Source organism: Spirosoma terrae, assembly GCF_010435915.1.
Taxonomy (GTDB): Bacteria; Bacteroidota; Bacteroidia; order Cytophagales; family Spirosomataceae; genus Spirosoma; species Spirosoma terrae.
In genome coordinates, this window is the sequence record NZ_JAAFZH010000005.1 from 330,342 (window position 1) to 351,770 (window position 21,429).

Here is a 21,429-nt window from a genome sequence, read left to right on the forward strand (position 1 = left end):
AAACGCGTTAGTCGCCCGGCATTAAACGACAAAAATACAGATAATGGACGAACTTGCCCGGCAACTGTCGGTTTTGGCCGGTAATTCACCCGTTCAGTTGTTGACAGACCCCTTTCCTGAGCCTGTTGATATTCGTTTGTACCTCAAACGTGACGATCTCCTGCATCCGCTGGTTTCGGGTAATAAATGGCGTAAACTGAAACACAACCTGCTCGAAGCGCGTCGGGAAAAGACTGATACGTTACTAACGTTTGGCGGGGCTTATTCCAATCATTTATATGCTACGGCTGCGGCCGGGAAAGTCTTTGGCTTTACAACAATTGGCGTAGTGCGCGGAGAGGAGCTGGCTAAAATACCACGAAACGCTACGTTAGCATTCTGTGAGTCGTGTGGTATGATTCTCCATTTTGTCAGTCGGCAGGATTATAAGCGTAAAGATGATTCCGATTTTTTAGGCGAACTCCGGGAGCAGTTTGGTGCCTGCTACGTAGTGCCCGAAGGGGGAACCAATGACCTGGCCATTCGGGGTACCTCGGAGATTATGCCTGAACTTATCGAGCAACTGGACGTAGCGCCGGATTTTGTTTGTTGTGCCGTCGGGACGGGCGGTACAATGGCCGGTCTGGTGCAGACGGCATCACCCGAAACGACCGTATTCGGTTTTTTATCGCTGAAGGCGCCGGAATTTGATTTGCCAATACAGGTCTTTGGGAAACCATATCGACTGGAAACCGGCTATTCCTTTGGCGGATACGCCAGAACAACGCCTGAGCTTATTCGTTTCATACAAGCTTTTGAGCAAAAAACAGGCGTGTTGATCGAACAGGTCTATACCGGTAAACTGCTATTTGGTATCTACGATCTGGCACGTAGCGGCTATTTCCCGTCGGGCTCAACCGTTGTAGCTCTGCATACGGGCGGTTTACAGGGCCGAAGCCCAGCGTTGGATGTTCCGCTATGACTAGCGAACAGCCGCTCTACGTAGTCGATCATTCATGGCCCAACCTAGCCCTTCGTTGGGCAGTGGTTCGGCATAGATGATATCGATTGGTAGTGAGTCCAGCGTACGGAGATGAGCAAACAGGTTTTTAGCCGCTTCATTCAGGTCACCGGTGGGGGAGAGCGTACGCTGATACTCGTCGCGGATGCCGCCGAATAATTCTCTAAACACCAGGGCGCCAGCGCGCTCGCCCGGCTGCGGACTTTCGCCCGGTTGCAGAAGAACAAGCGGTTTTCGGGGGGCGTAGTGACTGCTAAGCATGCCGGGGGCATTGGGGTTCGACGTGGAGTGCGTGCGAACACTGACTGCTCCAATAACCGCTTCGATCTGCTCGATGGCCATACCGCCCAGCCGAAAAACGGTTGCCTTGCCGTTGTCAAAGCCTATAATGGTTGATTCGAGACCGACGCTGGCGGGACCGCCATCCAGTATATACGGAACCTGATCGCCTAGTTGATCTACTACGTGCTGCGCCGTTGTTGGGCTGATATAACCGAAGGGGTTTGCGCTGGGGGCCGCCAGCGGAAAATCAAGGGAACGTAGCAGTTTCAGCGTTAGCGGATGATTCGGAATCCGGACCGCTACGGTTGGTAAACCCGACGTAACAAGGTCAGGAATCTGATCGTGTTTGGGTAGTAAGAGCGTTAAGGGGCCGGGCCAGAACGTTTCTGCCAGCAATCGAGCCGGTTCGGGAATGGCGGAAACGTACTGTTCTACTTTTTTAAGTGAATCGGTGTGAACGATAAGCGGATCGAATGCCGGGCGATTTTTAACCCGAAAAATGGTTAGGGCTGCATCGGGGTTTAGTGCGTTCCCGGCTAGCCCATATACTGTTTCGGTTGGTATGCCAACCACGTTACCTGCCCGTAAAAAATCGGCTGCTACACGAACATCCGTGCCAATCTGCGTCATGGCTACAAAGGTACGAAGTGGTTTGCTTTTTCGTACGGCTGATTTTTGATGCAGGTATTGGTGACCAGGCTGCTTATCTAACTTTCACAATCTCACCAAAGTAATTCATATAAACCAGATAATCAGCTGTTTTCTGGCTGACAGGGTCAATGAGCTGCATGGTTATCGTAATGTACTTCTGCCCGTTAAAGGTTGGTTTATAAGTCGTATTTTTTAACAATGACTGTTCGATGAGTTCATCGCTTTTGGTGAAGTAGAGTAAATCGTCTTTAAGGAGCGTTCGTTTGAACACCCGGCTTCCTGACTTTTTGGTAGCCAGTATCGTTACCGTGTTATTGAAATAGCAGCCGTTAGCGGTTTCGGTAGCTGAAGAATCCTGCTCAAGGGTAATGGCTACGTTGATGGCTTTGGCTGATTCCTGATAGTCATTGGTTTTGCCCAGCTTATCGGCTTCCAGGATCGTCTTGCAATTTCTGGGTTTGGGTACTGCCGTCGTCGATGAGTCGGTGGTCGATTGGGTCGTGCTGGAATTATCGCTGCTGCCACAAGCGGTCAGTAAACAGGCTGCTATCAGTACTAAAAATCCGGTCTTCATGCTGCAAATGTCGCATTTATTGGTTTGTCAGCGATACAAATAGCGATTTTCGTTGATGAACATTGGCTCAGTCAGTACGTTTGTCCGCGTACGGGCTATTTTTAATGACTATTTGTTCATTCATGAACCCAATAGCACGCTGTTACGTATAGCTATAAGGCCAAATCATAGACCAAGGCGATACGTAGTACGAATTCGGACTGGTCAAATCAATTGTTATGTCATTATCGTCGAATGAAGAATTGCTTGGTATGCAGAAAGCCAGCGCAGCGGTTGCTACTACGTTAAAGTTGATGAGAGCGCATGCCAGGCCGGGAATGTCTACCCTGGAGTTAGATCTTTATGGTGGCCAAATTCTTGAACAATGGGGCGCTCGGTCGGCCCCTAAGCTCACCTACGGATTTCCGGGCTGGACCTGCATAAGCGTCAACAACGAGGTTTGTCACGGCATCCCTTCTGGCAAAACGATTCTTAAAAAAGGCGATTTGGTCAATATTGATGTATCCGCCGAATTAGATGGCTATTGGTCGGATAACGGGGGCTCGTTCGTTTTAGGTAACGATATTCATCAGCATACGGCTTTGGTTGAAGCGTCGAAGCAGATTTTAGCCAAGGCGATTAGCCGGATAAAAGGAGGAGTAAAACTGGCTGATATTGGTCGCTTTATCGAATTGGAAGCGAAGCGATCAGGCTATAAAGTTATCCGAAACTTAGCCGGACATGGCATTGGAAGAAGTTTACACGAAGCCCCCCATGAGATTCTGTGCTATTATGACCGGACCAACACGACCCGATTCAAAAAGAATTCGGTAGTAGCCATTGAAACGTTTATTTCGACGAAAGCTAATTATGCTCACGAAAAAGGAGATGGCTGGACGTTAATAGCGAAAGAGGGAGTGGCTGTTCAACATGAACACACCATTGTTGTAACGGACGGGAAACCGATTATTCTGACTGCTGCCAATGAGATATGGGATTAGCTGATCAGATTATATTATTAGCCTAAATTAATAAAAATTTTTACTAATAAGCTATTGATTACTAGATGGCTGTTGTTGTTGTCGTATTCCTAGCAAAGGTAAAACATAGGTGATACTTAAAATGGTTAGTTATTTATTGTATATTTGTCTATATTAAGTAGAAACAAAAACGTCCCAACCCCTCAGCTTAATAGTATGCCCGCTAAGTTTACAATCCTATTAGTTGAGGATGACATAGCTATCGTAGATCTTATTCAGAGAGTCGCAAAGACCCATTTTCCCGAAGCCAATTTTATTCCTATAACAACATTTGAAGAAGCGGTTATCTATCTGTATAATGTTGAAGGATTTGGCCCCAAATTAGCGCTTCTTGATATTAATCTGGCTGGTTACAAAAGTGGACTGGATTTTTTAAATCTGATGCGGGAGCATCCACTTGGTAAATTGGTACCTGTTGTGGTGTTGTCGGCCAGCAATTCAAAGAAAGATATTAAAGTAGCCTACGACTCAGGTGCTTCCTCTTTTGTCAATAAACCTTTCACGCTGAATGATTGGCGGTCGTTTTTGACAATGCTCCGCTTTTATTGGTTTGAAACGGTTAAGTTACCCCAAACCTGGTTTGAAAAAGTATCGGATAAAATGGCGTAAACGATTTTCTGACAGATCGTTCTCATAACAAAAAATGCCCTGGAAACTCCAGGGCATTTTTTGTGGCATTTTGAATCAGGCTTATCCTTTTTTGGCTTCTTTGGCCCAGCTATCTTTCAACGTAACGGTTCGGTTGAAAACAGGCCGCTCAGCTGTTGAGTCAGAATCCAGAATAAAATAGCCTTTTCGCATGAACTGGAAGTTCCGTATTGACCCCGAACGAGCTGCTTCAACCAGGGCTGGTTCAACAAAGGCCCGTACTACGTCCAGCGAGTTAGGATTTATCAATTCCTGAAAATTTCGTTCATCGGCAGCTGGATTCTCTACCGAAAATAGTCGGTCGTATAGCCGAACTTCTGCTTCTACGGCATGAGGTACTGAAACCCAGTGAATTGTGCCTTTTACGTTGATACCCGACGTATCAGAACCACTACGGCTTTCCGGAATGTAAGAACAACGTAGTTCGATAATTTCACCGGCGTTGTCTTTCACTACCTCATCACATTTAACGATGTAAGCGCCCTTCAAACGAACCATACCACCTGGGAACAGCCGGAAGAATTTCTTGGGTGGGTTTTCCATGAAATCGTCCCGCTCGATGTAGACTTCACGGCTAAATGGTACGTCCCGTTCTCCGGCGGTTGGATCTTCCGGGTTGTTTTCGATACGCATAATCTCTTCCCGACCAACTTCGTAGTTGGTGATAACGAGTTTCAGCGGTTTTTCGTCGAGAACGGCCATAACGCGATGCGTTGATTTGTTCAACTCCTCGCGAATACAAAATTCCAGCAAGCCTACGTCGATCAGGTTATCCCGTTTGGCAATACCAATACGGTCGGCAAACTCCCGAATACTGGCCGGGGTGTAGCCGCGTCGACGGATACCCGCAATTGTTGGCATTCGGGGGTCGTCCCATCCATTAACGTGTCCTTCTTCAACCAGTTGTTTCAGTTTCCGTTTACTCATGACCGTATAGGTCAGATTTAGTCGGGCAAACTCAATCTGGCGAGAGGGGAATAACTCTAGTCTGTTGATAAACCACTCATAAAGAGGGCGGTGTACTTCAAATTCCAGCGTACAGAGCGAGTGGGTGATGTGCTCAATGGCATCGGATTGACCGTGCGCGAAATCATACATCGGATAGATACACCACGTATCGCCCGTGCGGTGGTGGTGGGCATGCTTGATCCGATAAATGATCGGGTCGCGGAGCTGCATGTTTGGCGAGGCCATATCGACCTTAGCGCGCAGTACTTTGGCACCGTCGGGATAATCGCCTGCTTTCATCCGCCGGAACAGATCGAGGTTTTCATCAACACCCCGGTCCCGATATTGGCTCATACGACCCGGCTCCGTAGGCGTACCTTTTTGGGCGGCTATTTCTTCCGCCGTCGAATCGTCGACATAAGCCAGCCCTTTTTTGATGAGTGTTTCGGCAAATTCATACAGCTGGTCGAAATAATCCGACGCGTAGAATTCGTTTTCCCACTCAAAACCTAGCCAGCGTACGTCGTTTTTGATCGAATCAACGTATTCTGTGTCTTCGGTAACTGGGTTAGTATCGTCAAAGCGCAGGTTGGTCTGCCCGCCGTATTTATCGGCCAGCCCAAAGTTCAGACAGATCGATTTGGCGTGACCTATATGCAGATAGCCATTGGGCTCGGGCGGAAAGCGTGTATGAACACGGCCCCCGTTTTTGCCGGATGCTATATCTTCCTCTACAAACTGTTCAATAAAATTCAGACTCTTTTCCGAAGAATCTTTCGGTGCTTCCGTCATGACAGGTATTGTACTGATAAGGTCCCGAAATTACAGGGATTGACTGGGTTTGGCAAACCATAGTTCATTTAAGCGATAAAGCAGACCTATATTTTTATCCATAAACGAACGAAATAATACGCCGAACGAGTTGTAGATAGTACACGGCGTTGACTATTTATTTAACAGAAATAGCCGTGTTGCCCTTCACACGAGGTTATGAAAACAAGTTTTATTGTTCTACTGGTACTAGTTAGTGCTTTTCTGTCGACGGGGGTTCTCGCGCAAAAGACCACCGATTCACTAGCTAAACAAGCGTATTTGCCCGATTGTATTCAATACGCATTAACTCATCAACCTGTTGTTCGTCAGTCTGTTATTGATCAGGAGATAGCTGAGCGAACGGTTCAGAGCTCACTCGCTGCCTGGTATCCGCAAATTGCCGCTGGCTACAATCTCCAGCACTTTTTGAAATTGCCCGTTACGTTAATTCCGAATGCCAGTGGAGAACGGATTCCTACGGCCCTGGGTGCTAAAAACACATCGACGGTTTCGTTTTCGCTGAATCAAAGCGTATTTAACCGGGATTTGTTACTGGCTAGTCAGACCGCTGATGCCTACCGGCTACAGGCGGCACAAACTACCGTCAACAACAAAATTAACGTAGTGGTCAATGTCAGTAAGGCTTTTTATGACCTGATTCTGACGCAACGCCAGGTCGATATTCTGACCGAAGACATTACCCGTCTGCAACGTAGTTTACAGGATGCCACCAATCAGTATCAGGGCGGTATTGTTGATAAAACAGACCCGCAACGAGCCCGAATCGCGCTCAACAATTCAATGGCGCAGCGAAAACAGTACCGGGATTTGGTTGGGTCTAAGTATCAGACGCTGAAACAGTTGATGGGGTATCCGCCCAACGCTCAGCTTACGGTTACGTATGATACGTTACAACTGGCTAACGAAGTGGTCGTCGATACGTTACAGCTGGTGAATCCACAAAACCGAATCGAATATAAACTCTTGCAAACGCAGGGTCGGTTGCTGAACGCAAACGTTCGCTATAATCGCTGGGCTTATCTGCCATCCGTATCTGCCTTTGGTAACTATAACCTGTTATACCAGAACAACTCGTTTCCTCAACTTTATTCGCAGACATTTCCTAACTCGCTGATTGGTTTGGCGGTTGCCTTACCCATTTTCCAGGGGGGCAGGCGCATTCAGCAATTAAAGATTTCGGAATTGCAGGTACAGCGTCTCGACTGGGATTTGGCCGCCCTGACCAGTGCCGTTGATGCGGAGTATGCGCGGGCGTTGGCAACCTATAAGGGCAATCTGGCGAACTATCTGGCCCTGCGCGAAAACCAGCAGCTGGCCGAAGAGGTCTATAGAGTAATCAACCTGCAGTACCGATCCGGTATTAAAACTTATCTGGACGTAACCGTAGCCGAAGCCGACCTGCGAACGGCCCGTCTGAATGTATTTAATGCCTTATATCAGGTTCTGATTAGTAAGCTCGACGTGCAGCAGGCATTGGGTGCCATCCAGCTCTAACACGATGGGGTAACCCGTCGCTTTTTATAAACACGAACACTACTACAAATAAACGCTACATCTCTAATGGAGATTTTTCGAAATAAGGTTCAGGTAGCTAATCCGATGAATTTTTCACCTCTTCTGTTTTTATTGGCCGGAAGTGCTTTTCTGGCTTCCTGTGGTGGAGATAAGAATGCGCAGCAGCAGGCACCACCACCACCAACGGCTGTATCGACCGTGCAGGTAAGTAAAGGAAGCGCTACGTATTACGACGAGTTTCCGGCAACCGTAACAGCCTTGCTGCAGGTTGAAATTCAGCCCCAGGTGGCTGGAAATATTACGGGTATATTTTTTCAGGATGGTCAGCAGGTCCGGAAAGGACAGAAATTGTATACGATTGATCCGCAGCAGTACCGGGCGGGCTACGATCAGGCGGTGGCTAATCTGAATGTGCAGAAAGCTAATCTGAACCGGGCCCAGAAAGATGCTGACCGCTACAATACCCTGGCTCAGCAGGATGCTGTGGCCAAGCAACTGGTCGACAATGCAAACGCTACGTTAGAGGCCGCCAAAATGCAGGTAGAAGCCGCGCAGGCGAGTATTCAGCAAGTGGCCACCAATCTAAAATATACCACGATTTATGCGCCACTCGATGGAACAATCGGTATATCACAGGTACGGTTAGGAGCCGCTGTAGCTCCTGGCTCTGTACCGATGAACACCATTTCGTCCGACGATCCGATTTCGGCCGATATTCAGGTTGATGAGTCGCAGATTGCGCGGTTTTTAGCGTTGCAGAATAACAAATCAGTCACCCGCGATTCTACGTTTATTCTGATGCTGCCCGATGGCAGTAAATATCCCTATCCTGGTGCGGTACGTATTGTTGACCGGGCTGTTGATCCGCAAACGGGAACGCTACGTATCCGGATTGCTTTCCCGAATCCAAAGAAACAACTGAAAGCGGGTTTGGCGGCTAATGTTCGGGTGAAGAACACGACCGGACAACCTCAGATCCTGATTCCTTACCAGGCCGTAACGGAGCAAATGAGCGAATATTTCGTATGGGCAGTTGGCGACAGTAGCAAAGCCACGCAGAAAAAAGTCGTACTGGGACCACGTATCAACGATAAAGTAGTGGTTAAAAGTGGCCTGAACGAAGGCGAAACGATCGTAACCGAAGGAACGCAGAAAGTGCGTGAAGGGGCTAAGCTGAACGTGACATCGCCCGGTGAAGGTGGTGGCAAATCCGATTCGACCAACAGACAGAATGCAAAATAAATGAGTGAAGGCGGACCGGGGGGACAGGGGATTTCCTGAGATAAATCATCACTCCAGTCCGCACACGCTCTTTCTCTCGTTACGTTATGTTCGCAGAAACATTTATCAATCGGCCAGTAACGGCTATTGTTACGTCTATCGTAATTGTAGCCATCGGGGTACTTGCCTTATTTAGTTTGCCCGTCAGCCAATATCCTGATATTACTCCCCCGGTTGTTCAGGTAACAGGCACGTACACGGGGGCTGATGCGCAGACCGTTGAGCAGACGGTGGCCACTCCCATTGAAACACAGGTGAACGGTACGCCGGGCATGGACTATGTACAGACCAATGCCACCAACGACGGCCGCATGACGATGAACGTTACGTTCAAAGTGGGCACCGACGTTAATATTGCCGCTCTCGATGTGCAGAACCGCGTTGGTATCGCTCAGCCTCAATTGCCGGAAGAAGTGACACGGCTCGGGGTTGTTGTTCGGAAACGGAACCCGTCGCTGTTTATGCTCGTGGCGATGTATTCGCCTAAGGGAACGCATAATGTGTCATTCCTGGACAACTACACCAACATTTACATTCGCGATGCGTTATTACGTGTTCCGGGCGTAGGGGATATTTTTAGCCGGGCCGATGACTTCAGTATGCGTATCTGGCTCAAACCTGACCGGCTGGCCCAACTGGGCTTAACTGCCGACGAAGTGGTGGCGGCTCTACAGGAGCAAAACCTTCAGGTGGCCGGAGGGTCGGTGGGAGCACCGCCACAGCCCGGTTCGCAGGCTTTCGAGTACACGGTTTTTACCAATAGCCGACTCAGTAAAGAATCTGAGTTCAATAATATTATTGTTCGTAGCGACCCGGCGCGCGGATCGCTGGTTTATCTTAAAGACGTAGCACGCGTTCAGCTCGGGAAGTTTTCCTATGCCAGTAACTCGTTTGTCGATGGGCGACGGGCCTCTTATCTGCTGGTTTATCAGTTGCCGGGCAGCAATGCACTCGAAACGGCCGAGGGCGTTTATGCGGCTATGGATAATCTGAAAAAGACCTTTCCAAAAGATGTTGAATACGTAGTGCCATTCGAATCCGTATCCGTTATTCAGGTATCGATTTCTGAGGTGGTAGAAACGCTGCTCGAAGCGCTGGTACTGGTAATTCTGGTCGTATTCCTATTCCTGCAAAGCTGGCGGGCAACCCTCATTACGTTGCTGGCGATTCCGGTGTCGATTGTGGGTACGTTTGCACTGTTCATTCCGCTCGGGTTTACGATTAATACACTGACACTGTTTGCGTTCGTTTTGGCCATTGGTATTGTGGTCGATGACGCGATTGTGGTGGTTGAGGCCGTACAGGTGAATATCGACAAAGGAATGTCGCCCAAAGAAGCTACCAGGGAAGCCATGCGGGAGATTTCGGCACCGGTTATTGCCATTGCCTTGATTCTGGCGGCTGTGTTCGTGCCGGTAGGCTTTATTCCAGGTATTGTTGGCCGACTCTATCAGCAGTTTGCCATTACCATTGCCGTTTCCGTACTGATTTCGGCCTTCGTAGCCTTATCGCTGACACCAGCTCTGTGTACGCTTCTGCTACGTCCGATGCATATCGATGAGAAGGCGACAGGGTTAAACAAGTTTTTCTACAAATTCAACCAGTGGTTTGATCGGGTAACGAACTCGTACTCGAATAGTGTTCATCGGCTTATTAAAGCGACTCCCCTCGTACTGGTAGCGCTGGCGGTTTTATACGTTGGAACGGGGCTTATGTTCCGCGCGAAACCAACCGGCTTTATTCCGACGGAAGATGAAGGGCGACTGATTGTTACGTACGAAATTCCAGAAGCGGCTTCCACAACCCGGAGTCTTGAGGTGCTGAATAAAATCATGAACATTCTCAAGGAGCAACCGTACGTAGACCATTTTGCGGCTCTGGGCGGTTTAAATGCCGTTACGTTCGCTTCGAAATCGAATAGCGGTACGGTGTTTATGAAGCTAAAACCCTGGGAGGAACGGAAGGAGCGAAATATGCAGGCCGACTCGCTGGTTGTCAAACTGCAAAAAGCGCTGGCTGGACTGAACGATGCCCGCCCGCAGGTGTTGCAACCACCCGCTATTCCGGGATTAGGACAATCGTCAGGTTTTACATTCGAGATTCAGCAGCGGGAAAGTAACGACGATGTACGGGCGTTTGACAACGTAGTGCAGAACTTCCTGACTGAACTGAATAAGCGTCCCGAGGTAGGTCGTGCGTTTACGTACTTTACCGCTAAAACGCCAGCCTATCGGGTTGATGTTGATCGCGATAAATGTAAGAAGCTGGGTATTTCGGTCAGCAACGTATACCGTACGATGCAGACGTTTCTGGGAAGCCAGTACGTCAACGATTTCATTATTTACGGGCGTAAGTTCCGGGTGGTAGCACAGGCCGATACCATGTATCGCGATGATGTATCGCGCTTAGGCCAGTACTACGTTCGGAATCAGAATCAACAGCTTGTGCCGATAAGTGCCGTCATTAAAACATCAGTTATTGAAAATGCACCGCTGATTTCGCACTTCAACCTGTTCCGTTCGGTTGAGTTGAATGGAACGGCCAAAGAAGGATATAGTAGCAGCCAGGTGAACGATGCGCTGCGCGAAGTATCGGCAAAAGTACTGCCAGCGGGTTATGCCTATGATTTTGGCGGACTAAGCCGAGAGGAAATCAATGCGGGTAATAGCTCGGTTTATATTTTCATGCTGTCGGTCGGGTTCGTATTCTTATTCCTGGCGGCTTTGTATGAAAGCTGGTCAGTACCTTTTTCGGTGTTATTATCCGTACCGATCGGGGCATTTGGCGCTATTCTGGCGTTGGTTCTATTCCCGTACCTTACCAATAACGTGTACGCCCAGATTGGTCTGATTACGCTGATTGGTCTGGCGGCCAAGAATGCCATTCTGATCGTAGAATTTGCCAAAGAGCGCGTTGATAAGGGCGAAGATCTTTTGGAATCGACACTCGAAGCGGTTCGTCTCCGGCTACGTCCTATTCTGATGACCTCGCTGGCATTCATTCTGGGTGTATTCCCCTTGGCACTTGCCAGCGGTGCGGGTGGAGTTGCGCGGGCAACAATCGGCCGGACGGTGCTCGGCGGGATGTTGGCTGCTACGTCACTGGCAATTTTTGTGGTACCGGTTCTCTACGTTGGTATTACGCGACTGGCTTACGGCAAGAAGGGGCTAGAGGAACTGAAAAAAAACGCTGAGAAAAAGGAAGATCATACAGATGGTAACCCTGCCGTACAGCCTGTTCCCTCCAACGGTAATGGGCATGGTGGCAAGCGGCATGATGTGTAAGCGAATTGATTCGTAACGTATAAAACAGGCCGAATGAGAAGCTCTCTTTCGGCCTGTTTTTTTTGACTAAGGCAGCGCCGATCAGACGGGGTTAAATTCCGTCCAGATAGATACTGATACTACTTTTCGAGTAAGTAGACGCAACGTCACCACAACGGAATAATGCAATAATTCTGGGCTTGACATTGCCCCCAAATTCGAAGAAAAGAATGATTGGAGTACTAACAAATAAGTCAGTTTAAAAAAATATATTTGCCTAAAATTAGTGTCTAAGTCTATTAATCATTTGCAGGTATAAACATGACTAAAACTTTTACTCGGTGTTTGATGATGCTCCTTTTCGCATTGTATACGCTCGTTGGTTCACGTTCCTATGGGCAATGTCCTCCAACATCGGTCTCTATAACTGGCGGCCCTGTTACCATTCCTTCTGGTGGTATAGTTGCTGTAATCGCATCTTCATTCTCTGTTGGGCCGGGTGCGCATCTGACTATTGATGGCAACTATACGGCCTTTGTCGATACGGTCTTTATTGACCCCTCTGCTATTATTGATGGGAGTGGTGTATTTCATATAGCGTCGAGAAGGCAGTCGGGGGCGTCAGATGGCTGTCCGGCACGTCCAACATATATTGATGGAAATGGGGCGAAAGTAGACGTTCTCATTCGCAATGAGAATCCCAATAACTTAGTGCTTGCCGATCTGACAAAAGGAGCAACGCCTACAAATGGACAGGCTACACTTTATCTGGGAAAAGGGCTCGATTTTGGTACTACCTCTCTAAATATATTTGGCGTTTCCACTCCAGTTGACAATAACGATGTCATTCTGAATAACTATGATGTTCGTTTTGACAATGATGCTTTAACTAGTAATTACACTGCAAGCCGTTTCTTCGTAACTAATGGAACCGGGCATGTAGGGAAAGAAAGCCTGCAAACTTTCATCTTTCCGGTGGGCCGCGCTGAGGGCGACTATACACCGGCCAGTATTAATGCCAGTGCTGCAACCAGCGATTTTTTTGTTAACGTAAATGATTATGCTACTTCAGCTTCCAACGAGCAGAGTCCCAGCGAGGGCATCGATCGTACCTGGAATATCTATGCCAGCAATGCTTCAGCCTCGGCAACCGTTAACTTACAGCACAACCTGAGCACGAATGGGGGTAATTATACGAATGAAAATGCGTTTGTTACTCGCTATATTGGCACGGCGCCAAACACGGCTGGGGGTGCTACTTCGCAATCGTTATGGGATTATACGGGCAACTGTTCCGCTGGAAGCGCTACGGGTACGCTTGTGACTGGTTCTGCTATTATCGGCGCCAGTGAACTTACCCGAGCGTTCACTACATTCGCCACCAATGCAGCCAGTAATGATGCAAATTATACGAAAAGCCGCTGCGATAATTCGCCTATGCCAGTTCGGTTGGCTCAGTTTAGGGGACAGTGGGTGGCAGGTAAAGGAAATCAGCTTACCTGGCTAACGTACCAGGAACAAAACAACGATCATTTTGAGATTCAGTCTGGTTCAGATGCCAGAGCCTTAGAGACCGTTGGACGAGTGGCTGGAAAAGGGACTACCACCATGGCTCAGGTGTATGAGTTTGTTGATGCGCAGCCGCAAAACGAGTTAACCTATTATCGGCTAAAGCAAGTTGATACAGACGGTACGTTTACCTATTCCAGTATTATTGCTGTTCGCCGGAATATTGAAGTAAGCAATGGCTTAATGGTATATCCGAATCCTGTTATCGATGAATTAAAACTGCAACTCACCTCGAAACAAACGCCCGACGAAGTAAGGATTTATAGCTTGAATGGAGGCCAATTAGTCCATCAAACGATGAATGCAAAATCAATAAGTGCTGGTAATCTGCCTGTTGGTAACTATATCATTGAGGTGAAAACAAAGGAAGGGGAGATACTTCGGCAAAGCTTTGTAAAATATTGAGTCGATCGCGATACGTGTACGTCAAACCGGTTCAAGGTTAATCCCGAACTTACGTTAACGTAATTCAGGCCGAAAGAGAAGCGCTCTTTCGGCCTGTTTTTTTGACTGAGGATGCGCCGATTAGACCGGGTTAAATTCCGTTTGAATAGGTGCTGATACTGCTTTTTGAGTAAGCAAACGTAACGTTACTGCAACGAAAAACAGGAATGATTCCGTGACTAGCCACTTATTGCCAAAATCGCCAAGTGGGCCTTCCTTGACAATGGTGATTGCCCGCGATAACGCATAAAATCCCCAGAGTAATGTCAGGAAGGACAGGCCCTTGGAAACATCGTTGATCATCAGGTAAACCAAACTAATAAACAGCGTTAAGCCAACACCGCCATATACTCCCCGGATAGAGCTGAACGCGTCGGTATTGTTTAGCTGGACATGGACCAGGTCCATCACCGACTGTGGGTCAGAAAAGGCCATCAGACTAACCGATAAAAGGGCGACAGCCGATAAGAGGATAAATCCCTGTGCAATACGTTTTACAATTGATTGATTTTTCATAGTATTTGTGAATTGACAGGGCAAAATTGCAGGCTTAAACGTGAAAGAATCTTGGTGTTCACCAAGATTCTTTCACGTTTGGCGTATATAGATAACTTACTAAGTAGAGGCTTATAGTCAGTTACTACGTAGTATCAGGGTTTTATTGTCAGACCGGTCTGATCGGGAATCATTCCCTGTAAGCCCCAGCCGCCAAAATCTTCGGAAATAGCTAGCCATAGCTCGTTTTTCCCCTTTTTGAGATTGAGATAGACCTCGTCGAAATAGCCAGTGGTTCCCAGAAATCGATAATCGCGCGACAGAAATACATCCTGGCCACCGTAAAGCAAGCGATTGTTCAGATAGAGTTTTACGGCATCGCTAAACCCAAACTGAAACTTCTTTATCTGGTCTCTGTCGGAGGTAATCGTTATTTTCGCAAAAACGGTATTACTGCCGTTGCCTATCCTGGTGATCTGAGATACGTTGACAATACCCGTATTTTCAGCAGGGAGCGTTTTCCAGATTAATTGACTATTCAGCTCCTTTGGGATGGAAAAACTATTCTCGAGCTGTTTTTGGTCGAATGGATTTGAGATTTGCCAATGCAGAATAGTCCCCGGCTTTGGCGCTACGTCTGCCTTAAACGGTCCCTGTAAAGCAGGCTCATTGGTTTTTGTATACCGAAAATTCGCAAAGCGAGTGAGGGCTGGATAGTTGTTCTCCAGGCTGATCTGGCCTGGTTTGGGTTCACGCTTCAGGTGGTGAATGACGAGAGACGGTTTATCGGTGTTGCCGACATATACTTCGCCCTGTGTGTCCTTTATGATTAGTTTTATGTGAACCCACTCATTGAGGGGATACGTAATGGCTGTCGAATAGCCATCGCCATAGTAGAGTTGCCAGGCGGCCTGACCATTGAAGACGGGCGTATACTGGATGGCGTCTGGATTACCTAACTGGTGCGGCCGTAAATACACTTCTTCGAAATTTTCCTTGTCCTGCAGCCTGAAACCGATTCCGGGAAAGCAGCGGTTTTTCGGGAGTGTCATGTCAAACTCGATAATTCCGTTCAGGAACGTAGCGTCTTTCAGGTAAATCGATGCTTCAGAAAGACGAATACAATCGTTGCCCAGATACGTTTCTTTCTCCATCTTGCCGGAAATAACCCAATGATCGTTGTCGAACGGAGCTGATGTCTGGGCAAAAGCGATGTTAGCCGTCAAAAGACTAAAGGCAAATAAAATCGATTTCATCGTTTGAGCTGGTGATTGGTTTAGTGAGTAAATTGTGGGTAGCTACCACCGTGTTGCCAAATTTTCATAGATTGCTTGTCTACATTTTATAGAATAGGCGGAGCAAAGCTGACAAGTAGTGGGCAGGAACGAAATTCAAGTCTGTTCAACTTATGTTCAAGTTTGTGCAGAGACTTAATGTATTGATTGAGAGCGCAGATGGTTACGCACGAAGAAGATCAGACACTAGCCCGGTGTCGTCGGTTAATCGAAGAAAAGCTGGGCCGGGGACGTAGTGAAGAATGGGTAACGCAGGACTTTGAGCATCTTAGCGAACTCATTGCCGCAAAAACGGGCGTGTCTTTAAGCATAACGACGCTTAAACGGGTGTGGGGACGGGTAAAATACGAGTCGGTTCCAACCGCCACTACGTTGACGGCATTAGTGCAATTTATCGGTTACGAAAACTGGCAGCAGTTTAAATCGGCAGCGCCGGTTATGGCCGGTTCTAGTGACCAGGCCGAAAAGCTACTCGTTGATCTGACTAAAGGTCGTTCTGCAAAGCAACCAGTGGCAAGACGCTGGCTGGTAGGATTTAGTATTTTGTCTGGATTAATGGTTTTGCTGGTTTTCTTGCTGAGTTATGAGCATCACAAGCCATTGTCTCCTGAAGATTTTACGTTTAGTTGCCAGCCTGTAACAACAGGAATACCTAATTCTGTCGTGTTTCATTATGATGCTATGGCCTCACCAACTGACTCTGTGTTTATTCAGCAGTCGTGGGATCCGTCGCGCCGTCAGCTTGTACCGAAGAATGGGCATGAGCATACATCAATCTATTACCATCCGGGCTATTTTCGGGCGAAGCTGGTAGTGGGCGATCAACTTGTACAAGAGCATAACCTGCTGATACCGTCAGCAGGCTGGCACGTAGCCGTGATGCAGGAGCCGGTGCCTGTTTATTTTGCTGCGAAAGAATCGATTCGAAATGGTGTATTGGGGGTTACTGTTGAGGAAATTCAGCGGCAGCATATTTTGATGCAACCTAAACCGCCCACTACCCGATTTCGGTACGTTCGGGATTTTGAGCGACTCCCTAATGATAACTTTACGTTAGAAACCCGGCTGAAGAGCAATTTTAAGCAAGGGTCTTCGATTTGCCAGCATGTAGGTATTACCATTCTGTGTAAAAATGAATATTTCCATATTCCGTTGTCGGCCAAAGGTTGCGTTGGCGGTTTAGACATTTATTTGGCCGGACATTCGGCGGATGCACGACATACCAATTTGTCGGGATTTGGCGCTGATTTGTCGGAATGGGTGGATGTGCGTTGCTACGTCCGGAATAAACAAGTGCAGGTGTTTGTCAATGGACAGCAGGCTTATGAGGCTATCATTCCCACCGAAGCTAAAGATGTTGTTGGCATCAGTTATGATTTTGAAGGAACGGGATCGATTGACTTTGTCCGATTCTCCCGAGCCGATGGAACGGTTGCCTTTGAAGACAGTTTTGATAGTCTTACGTTAACAACCACGAAAGGACTGGGCAATGACTGAAAAGTAGTTATACACCGGGCTTTATTTTTTTTTGCAGCCTTAATAGGTTGGTATACAGATGGTTGTGTGGCGATTTTGGAGAACTTTAGCACTTGGTAAAATGTTCTTTATGTATCAACTCAACGTATAGTTTATGCCCGATTTTAATCCAAGTATCATCCTTTATACGGCCGATTCACTGAATGAGAAGGGGAGTGAAGTTATTGCTAAATTCCCTGATGCAGAGACGCTTGAGATTAAGCAGCATAATCGTTTGCCAGAGTTGGGACTTAGTCATTTTAAGACGAAGTCGGATGTGCTGGTATTGGGTAAATTGAAGTCGCAGGAAATCAAATGGAGCGGACGAAGCTCGGATTTCATTGCGCCAAGCCTGGCCAACGGATGCTTTGGCGGATGCGCTTACTGCTACGTTGACCGGCACAAAAAAGTCAATCCCATTACGTTATTTACCAATGTCGACGAGATTATGACCACTGTCGACAGACACGTAATGGATCAGCCGTGGCCGAAAACCGCTAATCAGACCGACCCTGCTTTCTACACGTACGATATAGGTTGTAATTCCGATATTTCCATTGATTATAGCTTGTCGGATGGCGTTCGTCAGGTCTTTGAGTTCTACAAAGCCCATCCTCGGGCTAAAGCTACGTTTGCAACGAAATTTGTCAATCAGGCAATGCTTGATTTTGACCCTGAACGGAAAATAAGAATCCGGTTTAGCCTGATGCCAGCTCAGGTGAGCAAACTCGTGGATGTACGGACCGATAGCATTGAAAAACGTATTGCGGCTATCAACGATTTCTACGATGCAGGCTATGAAGTTCACGTCAATTTTTCGCCTGTTATTGTCTACGGTGGAAAAGAATGGCGTAGCGATTACCGCGAGTTATTCCGTCAGCTCGATAGTGCCTTACGGCCTGAAGTGAGAGAGCAGCTAAAAGCCGAAGTTATTTTCCTGACGCACAACCAGTGGCAGCATCAGGCGAATCTGGCTATTAATCCGAAAGCCGAAGAGCTATTGTGGGTACCGGAAATTCAGGAGAGTAAAGTAAGCCAATACGGCGGCTGGAACATTCGATACGATCACCAATTGAAAAGCAAAATGATCGCTATTTTCAGAAAGCTGGTTGAGGAAGAGATTCCTTGGTGTGAGATTCGGTATATTTTCTGAACCGGGATTTCAACAAGATTGAAACGATTAACAGGACGCTGTTTAAACTTTTATTTTTGTCATTCCGACCGGTCCGCCGGTGCGGCAGGAGGAACCTTCGGGTGCAAGTTATTTTACTGGATATCCCGAAGGTTCCTCCTGCCGCACCGGCGGACCGGTCGGAATGACAAAAAGACGCCGATCCATACTCATTACAGAAAGTTTAAACAGGCTCCATAATTAGTCGCCAATTTAGCGAAGAACAAAAGCCTGTTAATCCTTTCAATCTTGTTCAAATCCCGGTTCAGACATCAATGGGCATTTTGTTTCATATACTCGTCCATGGAAAAACGTCCGGAGCCGAGTACGAGAAACAGGAGCATCAAAGACAGAACGACCAGCGATAGCCAGAGTTCTGAGTTGAGTGGCGAAAAGCCCTGACGAATGTTAACGAAAAAGACAGCCCCAACCAGAATCGGTAGCTGAAGTATGATCATCAGCCGGGTCATGCACCCCATAGCGATCAGTATACCGCCCATCAAATGTGCGAAAGCCACGTAATGAACAATCATCACTGACCATAAATCGAAGCGCAGACCACCGACCAACTGGGTCAGATACGTAGTGTCACTGATAAAACTGATTCCTTTCAGAAACAGAATAATGCCCAGCATAATCCGAAGGGCGTCGGTCCAGGCGGGGTGATGTGTATCGCCCCAATGCTCGATGCGATGTAACAGATTCATAACTGTAAGCGGTTTAGTGAAAATCTACCGAATGTACAAAGATGATCTGTGATAATCAAGCTGATAGTCAGAGGTTTATTTTGGAGGGGAAGCCTTGGTAGGAAACCGTTTTTACACTTATACTGCTTCAAAAGGACCAATATGGACGGGTGTTAAACGCTCCGCTTCGTCGGGTTCGTAGAGCCTGGACCGGATAAGGAATCGAACGCCTAACGGAATCTCAAGCGAAAAGCTGGCTCCACGGCCGGGCGTTACGTCGATAGTTAGGTGCGTGTGCCGCCAGTATTCAAACTGATCGCCCGACATCCAGAAGTCGCAGCCGTAAATCTGACCTAACCACACATCCGAAGAGCCAACGATAAAATCGCCAACAGCATAGCACATGGGTGAGGAACCATCGCAGCATCCTCCACTCTGGTGAAACATTAATGGACCATGCTGCGCTCTCAGTTTATCTATGACTTCTGCAGCTGCTGGCGTTAAATCAATACGATTCATAGAATTTGGTAGATAAGCGAAAGAGTAAACGGATCTTTTTAGAACCCATTCACTCTTCGCGTTCCTCTTTAGCGTTGTCTGATAAGATTCAATGAGCTTGTTGGGTCATTACAGAATGACCAACGACCTAAAAGAATCCGAGTTTATTTTTGCTGTATGAAATCAGGATATTTTTAGTTTGCCGGTAGTGGTTAAGCATCATGTGATGGTTTTCCCGGCCAAATCCTGATTTTTTATAGCCGCCAAATGGGGCGTGTGCAGGGTAATTATGATAGCAGTTTACCCAAACGCGTCCGGCCTGAATCTGACGGGGAATCTGATACAGCTCATGGGCGTCGCGCGTCCAGAAGCCAGCTCCCAGCCCGTACAACGTATCGTTGGCGAGTTCGACAGCTTCTTTGGCGTCTTTGAACGTAGCAACCGAAACGACAGGTCCAAAGATTTCTTCCTGGAATATGCGCATTTTGTTATTGCCCTTGAAGATAGTTGGCTGAATGTAATACCCATTTTCAAGGCCGCTGTTTAAAGTAGCGGCTCCACCACCAGTCAGCACCTCGGCACCTTCTTTTTTACCAATGTCGATATAGGACAGAATTTTCTCGAACTGGTCGTTGCTGGCCTGCGCTCCCATCATCGTTTCGGGGTCGAGCGGATGACCGACCTTGATGGCCTTGGTCCGTTCAACAACGCGTTCAATGAACCGATCATAGGCTTTTTCGTGGATCAGCAAGCGAGAAGGACAAGTACAGATCTCACCCTGATTCAGCGCAAACATGACGGCTCCTTCAACACATTTGTCGAAGAATTCATCGTCGGCATCGGCAATCGATTCCATAAAGATGTTTGGCGATTTGCCGCCCAGCTCCATCGTGACCGGAATCAGGTTTTCAGAGGCATATTGCATAATCAGACGGCCCGTTGTTGTTTCACCCGTGAAAGCTACTTTTGCAACGCGTTTCGACTGCGCCAGCGGTTTACCCGCTTCAGGCCCAAAACCATTCACAATATTGACTACGCCCGGCGGAATGATTCCTTCCAATAACTCCATCATCACCAGAATCGAGGTGGGGGTTTGCTCGGCAGGCTTCATCACCACACAACAGCCAGCGGCCAGGGCAGGTGCCAGTTTCCAGGTGGCCATCAGCAAAGGAAAATTCCACGGAATAATCTGCCCGACAACCCCGATTGGCTCTTTCACGATGAGTGACACCGTGTCTTTATCCAGTTCGGCCAGGCTACCTTCTTCGGCACGTATCACGCCCGCAAAGTAACGGAAGTGATCCACCACAAGCGGTAGGTCGGCGGCCAGCGTTTCTCGGACCGCTTTCCCATTCTCAACTGTTTCAACCCTGGCCAAAAACTCCAGATTTTGTTCAATAACCTCGGCAATTTTCAGTAGTATATTGCTACGTTCCGTGGCCGACGTATTTGCCCAGGCCGGGAAGGCTTTATGGGCCGCATCGAGGGCTAAGTCAATATCAGCTGCCTTAGAACGAGGTACTTTAGCAATCAGACTATCGTCGACGGGAGAGTGGTTTGCAAAATACTCACCGTCAACTGGCGCAACCCATTTGCCGCCAATGTAGTTCTCATATTGCGTCTTGAATATGGGGCGGGGCAAAATCTTGCTGGGGGCTTCTGCAGTTTGCATCGGTTAATCAGGTTTATATGAGTTGATAGGATTTTTTACAAATTTTGCCCTAATTGTACAAGAGTTTTT

Annotated in this window: 17 protein-coding genes; 9 read left to right on the forward strand and 8 right to left on the reverse strand. The window is 47.7% G+C overall.

Features of this window, described 5'->3' with window-relative positions; translation table 11 throughout:
* The first annotated feature begins 43 nt into the window (after nucleotides 1-43).
* A complete protein-coding gene (locus tag GK108_RS14285; protein ID WP_163949338.1) occupies nucleotides 44-961 on the forward strand; it encodes a 1-aminocyclopropane-1-carboxylate deaminase/D-cysteine desulfhydrase in 918 nt (305 codons plus the stop codon).
* On the opposite strand, the gene GK108_RS14290 is transcribed toward GK108_RS14285, so the two are convergent.
* Nucleotides 962-1,912, reverse strand: coding sequence for an L-threonylcarbamoyladenylate synthase (locus tag GK108_RS14290; protein WP_163949341.1), 951 nt, complete (start codon nucleotides 1,910-1,912; stop codon nucleotides 962-964).
* Between the two features lie 73 nt (nucleotides 1,913-1,985).
* A complete protein-coding gene (locus GK108_RS14295; RefSeq protein ID WP_163949344.1) occupies nucleotides 1,986-2,507 on the reverse strand; it encodes a hypothetical protein in 522 nt (173 codons plus the stop codon).
* Nucleotides 2,508-2,725: 218 nt separating this feature from the next.
* Here GK108_RS14295 and map point away from each other — a divergent pair, with 218 nt between their 5' ends.
* Both map and GK108_RS14305 read left to right on the forward strand, forming a co-directional pair.
* A complete protein-coding gene (gene map, locus GK108_RS14300; RefSeq protein ID WP_163949348.1) occupies nucleotides 2,726-3,487 on the forward strand; it encodes a type I methionyl aminopeptidase in 762 nt (253 codons plus the stop codon).
* Nucleotides 3,488-3,682: 195 nt separating this feature from the next.
* Nucleotides 3,683-4,135 carry a response regulator gene (locus GK108_RS14305; RefSeq protein WP_163949352.1) on the forward strand — a complete coding sequence of 151 codons (453 nt, stop codon included), beginning with the start codon at nucleotides 3,683-3,685 and terminating at the stop codon, nucleotides 4,133-4,135.
* An 81-nt stretch (nucleotides 4,136-4,216) separates the two neighbouring features.
* Here the strand turns inward: GK108_RS14305 and GK108_RS14310 are convergent, their stop codons facing one another.
* Complete coding sequence (locus GK108_RS14310; protein ID WP_163949356.1) at nucleotides 4,217-5,914, reverse strand: glutamine--tRNA ligase/YqeY domain fusion protein; 1,698 nt, start codon at nucleotides 5,912-5,914, stop codon at nucleotides 4,217-4,219.
* A gap of 198 nt (nucleotides 5,915-6,112) precedes the next feature.
* Here GK108_RS14310 and GK108_RS14315 point away from each other — a divergent pair, with 198 nt between their 5' ends.
* From GK108_RS14315 to GK108_RS14330, 4 genes are all read left to right on the forward strand, one after another.
* The gene (locus GK108_RS14315; RefSeq protein ID WP_163949360.1) at nucleotides 6,113-7,450 is read left to right on the forward strand and encodes a TolC family protein; all 1,338 of its coding nucleotides are present in this window, start codon (nucleotides 6,113-6,115) and stop codon (nucleotides 7,448-7,450) included.
* A 105-nt stretch (nucleotides 7,451-7,555) separates the two neighbouring features.
* Complete coding sequence (locus GK108_RS14320; RefSeq protein WP_163949691.1) at nucleotides 7,556-8,713, forward strand: efflux RND transporter periplasmic adaptor subunit; 1,158 nt, start codon at nucleotides 7,556-7,558, stop codon at nucleotides 8,711-8,713.
* A gap of 86 nt (nucleotides 8,714-8,799) precedes the next feature.
* Nucleotides 8,800-12,036: an efflux RND transporter permease subunit gene (locus GK108_RS14325; protein ID WP_163949364.1), complete on the forward strand. Its 3,237-nt coding sequence runs from the start codon at nucleotides 8,800-8,802 to the stop codon at nucleotides 12,034-12,036.
* A gap of 327 nt (nucleotides 12,037-12,363) precedes the next feature.
* Complete coding sequence (locus GK108_RS14330; protein WP_163949367.1) at nucleotides 12,364-13,989, forward strand: T9SS type A sorting domain-containing protein; 1,626 nt, start codon at nucleotides 12,364-12,366, stop codon at nucleotides 13,987-13,989.
* Between the two features lie 120 nt (nucleotides 13,990-14,109).
* On the opposite strand, the gene GK108_RS14335 is transcribed toward GK108_RS14330, so the two are convergent.
* Both GK108_RS14335 and GK108_RS14340 read right to left on the reverse strand, forming a co-directional pair.
* Nucleotides 14,110-14,544: a DUF4345 domain-containing protein gene (locus GK108_RS14335; RefSeq protein ID WP_163949370.1), complete on the reverse strand. Its 435-nt coding sequence runs from the start codon at nucleotides 14,542-14,544 to the stop codon at nucleotides 14,110-14,112.
* Nucleotides 14,545-14,678: 134 nt separating this feature from the next.
* Nucleotides 14,679-15,779: a hypothetical protein gene (locus GK108_RS14340; protein ID WP_163949373.1), complete on the reverse strand. Its 1,101-nt coding sequence runs from the start codon at nucleotides 15,777-15,779 to the stop codon at nucleotides 14,679-14,681.
* Nucleotides 15,780-15,977: 198 nt separating this feature from the next.
* Between GK108_RS14340 and GK108_RS14345 the strand changes: the two genes are divergently transcribed.
* Nucleotides 15,978-17,315 (forward strand): hypothetical protein, encoded by a 1,338-nt coding sequence (locus GK108_RS14345; protein ID WP_163949376.1) that lies wholly within the window; start codon nucleotides 15,978-15,980, stop codon nucleotides 17,313-17,315.
* 133 nt (nucleotides 17,316-17,448) lie between these two features.
* The gene (locus GK108_RS14350; RefSeq protein ID WP_163949380.1) at nucleotides 17,449-18,486 is read left to right on the forward strand and encodes a spore photoproduct lyase family protein; all 1,038 of its coding nucleotides are present in this window, start codon (nucleotides 17,449-17,451) and stop codon (nucleotides 18,484-18,486) included.
* A gap of 290 nt (nucleotides 18,487-18,776) precedes the next feature.
* Here the strand turns inward: GK108_RS14350 and GK108_RS14355 are convergent, their stop codons facing one another.
* The 3 genes from GK108_RS14355 to GK108_RS14365 all read right to left on the reverse strand — a co-directional run bounded on the left by GK108_RS14355 (nucleotide 18,777) and on the right by GK108_RS14365 (nucleotide 21,360).
* Nucleotides 18,777-19,211: a DoxX family protein gene (locus GK108_RS14355; RefSeq protein WP_163949383.1), complete on the reverse strand. Its 435-nt coding sequence runs from the start codon at nucleotides 19,209-19,211 to the stop codon at nucleotides 18,777-18,779.
* A gap of 117 nt (nucleotides 19,212-19,328) precedes the next feature.
* Entirely contained in the window at nucleotides 19,329-19,709 is a 381-nt protein-coding gene (locus GK108_RS14360; protein WP_163949386.1) for a DUF779 domain-containing protein, read from the reverse strand.
* Nucleotides 19,710-19,836: 127 nt separating this feature from the next.
* The gene (locus tag GK108_RS14365; protein ID WP_163949389.1) at nucleotides 19,837-21,360 is read right to left on the reverse strand and encodes an aldehyde dehydrogenase family protein; all 1,524 of its coding nucleotides are present in this window, start codon (nucleotides 21,358-21,360) and stop codon (nucleotides 19,837-19,839) included.
* Nucleotides 21,361-21,429 lie beyond the last annotated feature (69 nt).